This is a genomic window from Pseudomonas sp. F9001, from assembly GCF_013385435.1.
GTDB lineage: Bacteria > Pseudomonadota > Gammaproteobacteria > Pseudomonadales > Pseudomonadaceae > Aquipseudomonas.
Map to the genome: position 1 here is coordinate 214110 of NZ_JACAPX010000024.1, position 7591 is coordinate 221700.

The following is a 7591-nucleotide window of genomic DNA, read 5'->3' on the forward strand; positions in this document are numbered from 1 at the left end:
GCTTGCACACTGGATTTGCAGTGTTTGTAAATTAATCTGACTTCCCTTGCCTCTGCCGAGCGTTCCATGCCCGACTTGCTCGACCGTTACCCGCTGACCGCGGGCACTTATCACGAACTGCTGGACGACAGCGGCGCGGTTCGCGCCCATTGGCAGCGGCTGCTCGATCACTTGCAACGCAGCACCCCGGCGCAACTGGCCCAGCGCCAGGCCTTGCTGACCCGGCAGATCCAGGAAAACGGCGTGACCTACAACGTCTACGCCGACCCCAAGGGCGCCGATCGTCCCTGGGAGCTGGACCTGCTGCCCCACGTGCTGGCCGCCGATGAATGGAAGCAACTCTCCGCCGGCATCGCCCAGCGTGCGCGCCTGTTGAATGCGGTACTGGCCGACCTCTACGGCCCGCAACGCTTGATCGCCGAAGGCTTGCTGCCGGCAGAACTGGTGTTCGGCCACAACAATTTCCTGTGGCCGTGCCAGGGCATCCAGCCGCCCGACGGCGCGTTCCTGCACCTGTACGCCGTGGACCTGGCGCGTACGCCGGATGGCCGCTGGTGGGTCACCGCCGACCGGACCCAGGCCCCGTCCGGCGCCGGTTATGCTTTGGAAAACCGCACCATCGTGTCCCGCGCCTTCCCGGACCTGTACCGCGACTTGCAGGTGCAGCACCTCACCGGGTTCTTCCGCACCTTGCAGGAAACCCTGGCCCGCCAGGCGCCGAGCGACGACCAGCCACCGCTGATCGTGCTGCTGACCCCGGGCCGTTTCAACGAAAGCTATTTCGAGCATCTGTACCTCGCCCGCCAGCTTGGCTACCCGCTGGTGGAAGGCGGCGACCTGACCGTGCGCGACGCCACGGTGTACCTCAAGACCCTCAGCGGCCTGCGCCGGGTGCACGCGATCATGCGCCGCCTGGACGACGACTTCTGCGACCCGCTGGAACTGCGCACCGACTCGGCCCTCGGCGTGCCCGGCCTGCTGGATGCCGTGCGCCAGGGCAATGTGCTGGTGGCCAACGCCCTGGGCAGTGGCGTGCTGGAATCCCCTGGCCTGTTGGGATTTCTGCCGAAGATCAATCAATTCCTGTTTGGCGAAGAACTGATCCTGCCGTCCATCGCCACCTGGTGGTGCGGTGAGCCGCCGGTGCTGGCCGAAGCCCTGGAGAAACTGCCGGAACTGCTGATCAAGCCGGCGTTTCCGTCGCAAAGCTTCACCCCGGTATTTGGCCGCGACTTGAACGACGAACAACGCGAGGCCCTGGCTGAGCGCATGCGCGCGCGGCCTTACGCCTATGTCGCCCAGGAACTTGCGCAGTTGTCCCAGGCGCCGGTCTGGCACACCGTTGACGATCACCTTCAGCACCGCGCCATCGGCATGCGTGTGTACGCCGTAGCCAGCGCCGACGGTTATCGTGTACTGCCCGGTGGCCTGACCCGTGTGGCCGCCGATGCCGATGCCGAAGTGGTGTCGATGCAGCGCGGCGGTGCGAGCAAGGACACCTGGGTGCTCGGCGAACGCGCCCATGGCACCGAGCAATGGCGCGCCCAGCGGGCCATCGGCGCCCATGACCTGGTGCGACGTGATCCGTACCTGCCGTCGCGGGTGGTGGAAAACCTGTTCTGGTTTGGCCGTTATTGCGAGCGCTGTGATGACAGTGCGCGCTGGTTGCGGATCGTCCTCGCCCGCTATGTCGACGGAGACGACCCGCTGGCGCTGCAGGCGGCCGTTGAGCTGGGCGAGAACCTGCGACTGTTGCCGGAGGAGGGCGAGTTGCCTGAGCGGCTTCAGGCGGCGTTGCTCGGTGATGACTGGCCCTCGAGCCTGCGGGCCAACTTGCAGCGCTTGCAGTGGGCGGCGTCCCAGGTGCGCGGCAAGCTGTCCCGGGAAAACTGGCAGGCGCTGGTGGAGTTGCAGCGCGAAGCCCTGGAACTGGAAAGCGAAGAGCCGGACTTCGGCGAACTGCTGGATTTCCTCAACCGCCTGGTGATGTCCCTGGCCGCGCTGTCGGGCTTTGCCCTTGACGACATGACCCGCGACGAAGGCTGGCGCTTCCTGATGATGGGCCGGCGCATCGAGCGCCTGCAGTTTCTCAGCAGCAGCCTGGCGGCGTTCCTGCGCGGCGTGGCGGTGTTCGATCAGGCCGGGCTGGAGTGGTTGCTGGAACTGGGCAACAGCAGCATCACCTATCGTTCGCGCTACCTCGCGGTACCGCAGCTGATTCCGGTGCTGGACCTGTTGCTGCTGGATGAGCAAAACCCCCACGCAGTGCTGTTCCAGCTGAAACTGGTGAGCCGCACCTTGCGCCGCTTGAATGACGATTTCGGCGTGCCCCGGGAAACCGGGCTGGCGCCGTTGGTGGAGCGCCTGGCGCGCTTTGACCTGGGCTGCCTGGAGAACCCGCTGTTCGGCGAGTCCAGTGTGCGTGCCGCGCTGGATGGCCTGGCCGACCTGCTGCAAGCGGTGGCCGATGAAAGTGGGCAAGTCTCCGACCGCCTGGCCTTGCGCCATTTTGCCCATGTGGACGATGTCAGCCAGCAAACGGTGTCTGTGTGATGAGTGCCCGCTACCAGATTTTCCACGATACCCACTACCACTACGACAGCCCGGTGTCCCTGGCCCAGCAGCTGGCGCACCTGTGGCCGCGGCCTTGCGCCTGGCAGCGCTGCAGCTCGCAGCAACTGGAGATCAGCCCCGAGCCGACCTCGCGCCGAGATGAACTGGATGTGTTCGGCAACCCGATCACCCGGCTGGCATTCGAGCGGCCCCATGATGAACTGCTGGTGAACGCCGGGCTGACAGTGGAGGTGTTGGCGCGGCCGCTGCTGGATTTCAGCCTGTCGCCGGCCTGGGACCAGACCCGCAACGGCCTGACCTACAGCAGCCAGCCGCTGTCGGCCGAAGTGATCGAGGCGTGCCGCTATCGGTTCGAATCGCCCTATGTGCATTTGAAGAAAAGCTTCGTCGAGTTCTCCGAAGACTGTTTCCCGGCCGGTCGTCCGTTGCTGCTGGGTGTGCAGGCGCTGATGCAGAAGATTTTCAGCGAGTTCACCTTCGATGCCGAAGCCACCCAGGTCGCCACGCCGTTGGTGGAAGTGCTGGAGCGCCGGCGCGGCGTGTGCCAGGACTTCGCCCACCTGATGCTCGCGTGCCTGCGCTCCCGGGGCCTGGCGGCGCGGTATATCAGTGGTTACCTGCTGACCCAGCCACCGCCCGGCCAACCACGGTTGATCGGCGCGGATGCGTCCCACGCGTGGGTGTCGGTGTTTTGCCCGGTGTCGGGTTGGGTGGATTTTGACCCGACCAACAATGTGCAGCCGGCACTGGAACACATCACCCTGGCCTGGGGCCGGGACTTTTCCGATGTTTCGCCGTTGCGGGGGGTGATTCTGGGGGGAGGGAGCCATGACCCGGAAGTGCGGGTGACGGTGATGCCGCTGGAGTAATGCACATATCTCAAATCGGGACGCGGAGCGCCCCAGGATGCATTCCCACGCGGAGCGTGGGAACGATCACCTATTCAGCGTCTTTCGGTGCTTCGGTTTCGTCTGTAGCCACTGTACCTTCAGCATCCGGGTTCAGTGCACCGGCTTCTTCGTCGGCTGCAATTTTCTTGCGCTGCAGCTTTTCCTCTTTCTTCTGCTCTTTGGCCAAGTCTCTCTGACGTTTGGCGAAGGAGTAATTAGGTTTTGCCATGGGCGATCCTCTGGGGTCGAAGGTGAGGTTGAGCGGCGCGTATTCTGCCTTTAATCGCGTCCCAAGGGTTAATCGGGTTTTTGGTCCACCCATTTGGGCAGGACCAGCGGTTGCCAGGCATCCAGTACGTCAAGCAGCTCAGCCGGCGATTCGCTCATTTGCAGCATGGCACGATGCGGTGCACGGACGAAGCCTTCGCCGACGATATGATCAAGAAAATCGGTCAACTTGCGGTAAAAACCGTTCACTTCGAGCAAACCCAGCGGTTTGCCGTGGTAGCCGAGCTGGCCCCAGGTCCAGACTTCGAACAGTTCTTCCAGGGTGCCCAGGCCGCCCGGCAGCGCAATAAAGGCGTCGCTCAGTTCGGCCATGCGCGCCTTGCGGGCGTGCATGCCGTCGACCACCTCCAGGCGGGTCAGGCCTTTGTGGCCGATTTCGAGGTTTTTCAGGCTTTCGGGAATAATTCCGATCACCTCGCCGCCGGCTTCCAGCGCCGCATCGGCGACGATACCCATCAGGCCCACGGCGCCGCCGCCGTACACCAGGGTCAGCTTGCGCTCGGCCAGCGCGCGCCCGAGGGCCACGGCTGCTTCACGGTAGGCCGGGTTGGTGCCGCTGCTGGCACCGCAAAACACACAGACAGACTTCAAGGACATACCTGACTCCACTCAGTTGTGGCTAAAGAGTAAAGGCTGGCTTGCGTCTCTCAAAGGATTAAACCTCGCGTTGAGGTGTTTCGCAGGTGCCGCTGGCACCACAGGCATAGGCGGCAAGCAGGCTGCGGAACAGGCTATTGAGGTGCATGGCTGGGACTCCGGATGGGTGATGGACCGATCATAGGCCGGCACCCGCACTTTGGCCGGTAGATTGTGTCGATGAGTCTGATAGCCTAAAGTTGTATACAATCTGTTGATACAGATCATATGAAGTCCTGCCTGACTCAGGCACCCTTGTCGCAATATGCGTTTTTTAAACCCTGCCCTGGAGATTCACATGTTTGCCAAACTCGTTGCTGTTTCCCTGCTGACTCTGGCTAGCGGCCAGTTGCTTGCTGCAGAGTGCAAGGTCACTGTCGACTCCACTGACCAGATGTCCTTCAACACCAAGGCCATCGAAATCGACAAGAGCTGCAAGACGTTCACCGTTGAGTTGACCCACTCCGGCAGCTTGCCGAAAAACGTCATGGGCCATAACTGGGTGCTGAGTTCCGCCGCCGACATGCCTGGCATCGCCAGCGACGGCATGGCTGCCGGCATCGACAAGAACTACCTGAAAGACGGTGACACCCGCATCATCGCCCACACCAAGATCATCGGTGCCGGCGAGAAAGACTCCGTGACTTTCGATGTGTCGAAGCTGGCGGCAGGCACTGACTACGCGTTCTTCTGCTCGTTCCCAGGCCACATCTCGATGATGAAAGGCACTGTGACCCTGAAGTAAGCAATCTTCAGGCAAAAAAAAGCGCCCTTCGGGGCGCTTTTTTTGCCTGTAGGCAGGCTGCTCTTGTGGCGAGGGAGCTTGCTCCCGCTGGGCTGCGGAGCAGCCCCAATAAGGTCACCGCGTAGCATCAGAAAGGTTTCAGGGGCCGCTTCGCGCCCCAGCGGGAGCAAGCTCCCTCGCCACAGCAAGCTCTTTCACCACAGCAAGCTCTGTTTCACCACAGCAAGCTCCTTCACCACAACAAGCCCTTTTGCCAGAATGAGCCGCTACGTCAGATCAGGGTGCAAACGGCATTACTCGCTTGTGCTCGGTCTTGCGATAGGTGTCGCAGATGATTTTGAAGGCTTCCTCGCGCACCGGCTCGCCGTGCAGGAACGCGTCGATCTCGGCATAGGTCACGCCATGGGACGCCTCGTCCGGCTTGCCCGGCGACAGGTCTTCCAGGTCGGCCGTCGGGATCTTCTCTACCAGCGATTCCGGAGCACCAAAGTGCCGGGCAATCGCGCGCACCTGGTTCTTCACCAGCCCGCTCAGCGGTGCCAGGTCGCAGGCACCGTCACCGAACTTGGTGAAAAAGCCCATCACGGCTTCCGCCGCATGGTCGGTACCGATCACCAAACCACCGGCCGCGCCGGCGATGGTGTACTGCGCCACCATGCGCATGCGCGCCTTGGTGTTGCCCAGCACGAAGTCCCGGGAGACTGCGGCCTTGCCTTCAAACGCCGCCACTTCATTGGCCAGGGATTTCACCGCCGGGCCGATGTTCACTGTGTGGCGTTCGTCGGGTTCGATAAAGTCCACGGACGCCTGGGCGTCGTGTTCGTCGAACTGGGTTTCGTAGGGCAGGCGCACCGCGATAAAGCGGTACGCATCGTCACCCTTGGCAGCCCGCAACTCTTGCATTGCACGCTGGGCCAGCAGGCCGGCGGTCAGGGAGTCGACGCCGCCGCTGATGCCCAGCACCAACGTCTTGAGGCCTGAATTGAGCAGGCAATCCTGGATAAAGGTAACGCGCCGGGCGACCTCCGCCTCAAGGGCGGCCTGGTCCTTGAACGGTGGTTGGACCTTGAGCTGTTCAGCAATCTCGCGCTGTACGGCTTGCATGATTCACTCCTTGCTGGGTAGGGCAGGTACTTTGAAAACGTGGCGCAAATAGGCGACAAAGTTCGGATCGGTGCAGTGGGTCTTGCCCGCTTCATCGGAAATCTTCGCGACGGGCTGGCCATTACAGGCAGTCATTTTAAGCACGATGCTCATCGGTTCCACACCTGGAATATCACAGGTCAGGTTGGTGCCGATGCCGAAACTCACATTGATCCGACCACGCAGCGCGCGGAAAATCTCCAGCGCCTTGGGCAGCGACAGGCTGTCGGAGAACACCAGGGTCTTGCTCATGGGCTCGATCCCCAGCTTGTGGTAGTGGGCGATCGCCTTTTCGGCCCATTGCACCGGGTCACCGGAGTCGTGGCGCAGGCCGTCGAAGAGCTTGGCGAAGTACAGGTCGAAATCGCTGAGAAACGCATCGGTGGTGATGCAATCGGTCAGGGCGATGCCCAGCAGGCCACGGTATTCGCGCACCCAGCAGTCGAGGGCGGCGATCTGGCTGTCGATCAGGCGCGGGCCGAGTTGCTGGTGGGCCATGATCCATTCGTGGGCCATGGTGCCCAGCGGCTTCATGTTCAGCTCGCGGGCCAGGTGCACGTTGCTGGTGCCGACAAAACGCCCGGGGAAGTCGTGCTTGAGCACGTTCACCACTTCTTCCTGCACGCGGTAGGAGAAGCGTCGACGCGTGCCGAAATCCGCGACCTGCAGTTCGGACAGTTCTTCGACGCTGGCGTTGGCCGTCAGCCAGTCGAACTTGCGATACAGCTGCTCGCGGGCCTGTTCGAGGATCACGCTCTGGTAGCGATAGCGGTTACGCACTTCGCTGACGATGGCCAGCATTGGCACTTCAAACAGGATCACGTGCAGCCATGGCCCGCGCAGGCGGATAAACAGCTCACCGTTTTCGATACCGGTGTGCACGTAGCGCAGGTTGAAGCGAAACAGCCCGAGGAAACGCAGGAAATCCGGCTTCATGAAGCTGATGCGTTCCAGGAAGCCCAGTTGGTCGGGGCTCAGGCTCAGCTCGGCGAGGCGCTCGATCTGGTAGCGGATCTCCGCCAGGTACGGGCGCAGGTCTTCACTGTTGCGGCAACGAAACTCCCATTCAACTTCCACGTTCGGGTAGTTGTGCAGCACCGCCTGCATCATGGTCAGCTTGTAGAAGTCGGTGTCGAGCAGGTTCTGCACGATGCGATCGGCAAACACACTCTCGCTCATAACGGGAATCTCCAGACGGGTCGGCGATGGGCGCCGACCTTTACGCACAATTAAGGAATGGCGCTAGTGGCGCATAGACCCGTGCTGTTTTGCCAGTGATTTTTTTGGGGATGACTACGGGCGCCATCGCAGGCAA

7 protein-coding genes are annotated in these 7591 nt (G+C 62.2%); 3 read left to right on the top strand and 4 right to left on the bottom strand.

The genetic code is table 11. The features are described from left to right. Positions 1-66: 66 nt before the first annotated feature. Together HX818_RS22610 and HX818_RS22615 are read left to right on the top strand one after the other, a co-directional pair. Entirely contained in the window at positions 67-2553 is a 2487-nt protein-coding gene (locus HX818_RS22610) for a circularly permuted type 2 ATP-grasp protein (RefSeq protein WP_102604264.1), read from the top strand. Beyond that, a complete protein-coding gene (locus HX818_RS22615; RefSeq protein WP_003217471.1) occupies positions 2553-3443 on the top strand; it encodes a transglutaminase family protein in 891 nt (296 codons plus the stop codon). The genes HX818_RS22610 and HX818_RS22615 overlap by 1 nt, the downstream gene beginning before the upstream one ends. Positions 3444-3513: 70 nt before the next feature. On the opposite strand, the gene HX818_RS22620 is transcribed toward HX818_RS22615, so the two are convergent. Next, positions 3514-3693 (bottom strand): hypothetical protein, encoded by a 180-nt coding sequence (locus tag HX818_RS22620; RefSeq protein WP_003217470.1) that lies wholly within the window; start codon positions 3691-3693, stop codon positions 3514-3516. A 68-nt stretch (positions 3694-3761) separates the two neighbouring features. Next, on the bottom strand, positions 3762-4349 hold the full coding sequence (locus tag HX818_RS22625) for a TIGR00730 family Rossman fold protein (protein ID WP_003217468.1): 588 nt from the start codon (positions 4347-4349) through the stop codon (positions 3762-3764). 337 nt (positions 4350-4686) lie between these two features. Between HX818_RS22625 and azu the strand changes: the two genes are divergently transcribed. Continuing rightward, positions 4687-5133, top strand: coding sequence for an azurin (gene azu / locus HX818_RS22630; protein WP_008439083.1), 447 nt, complete (start codon positions 4687-4689; stop codon positions 5131-5133). A gap of 276 nt (positions 5134-5409) precedes the next feature. Here azu and nadE read toward each other — a convergent pair whose 3' ends face one another. Both nadE and pncB read right to left on the bottom strand, forming a co-directional pair. Next, positions 5410-6237 (bottom strand): ammonia-dependent NAD(+) synthetase, encoded by an 828-nt coding sequence (gene nadE / locus HX818_RS22635; protein WP_003217462.1) that lies wholly within the window; start codon positions 6235-6237, stop codon positions 5410-5412. 3 nt (positions 6238-6240) lie between these two features. Then, positions 6241-7455 (bottom strand): nicotinate phosphoribosyltransferase, encoded by a 1215-nt coding sequence (pncB, locus tag HX818_RS22640; RefSeq protein WP_003217456.1) that lies wholly within the window; start codon positions 7453-7455, stop codon positions 6241-6243. Between the last annotated feature and the right edge of the window lie 136 nt (positions 7456-7591).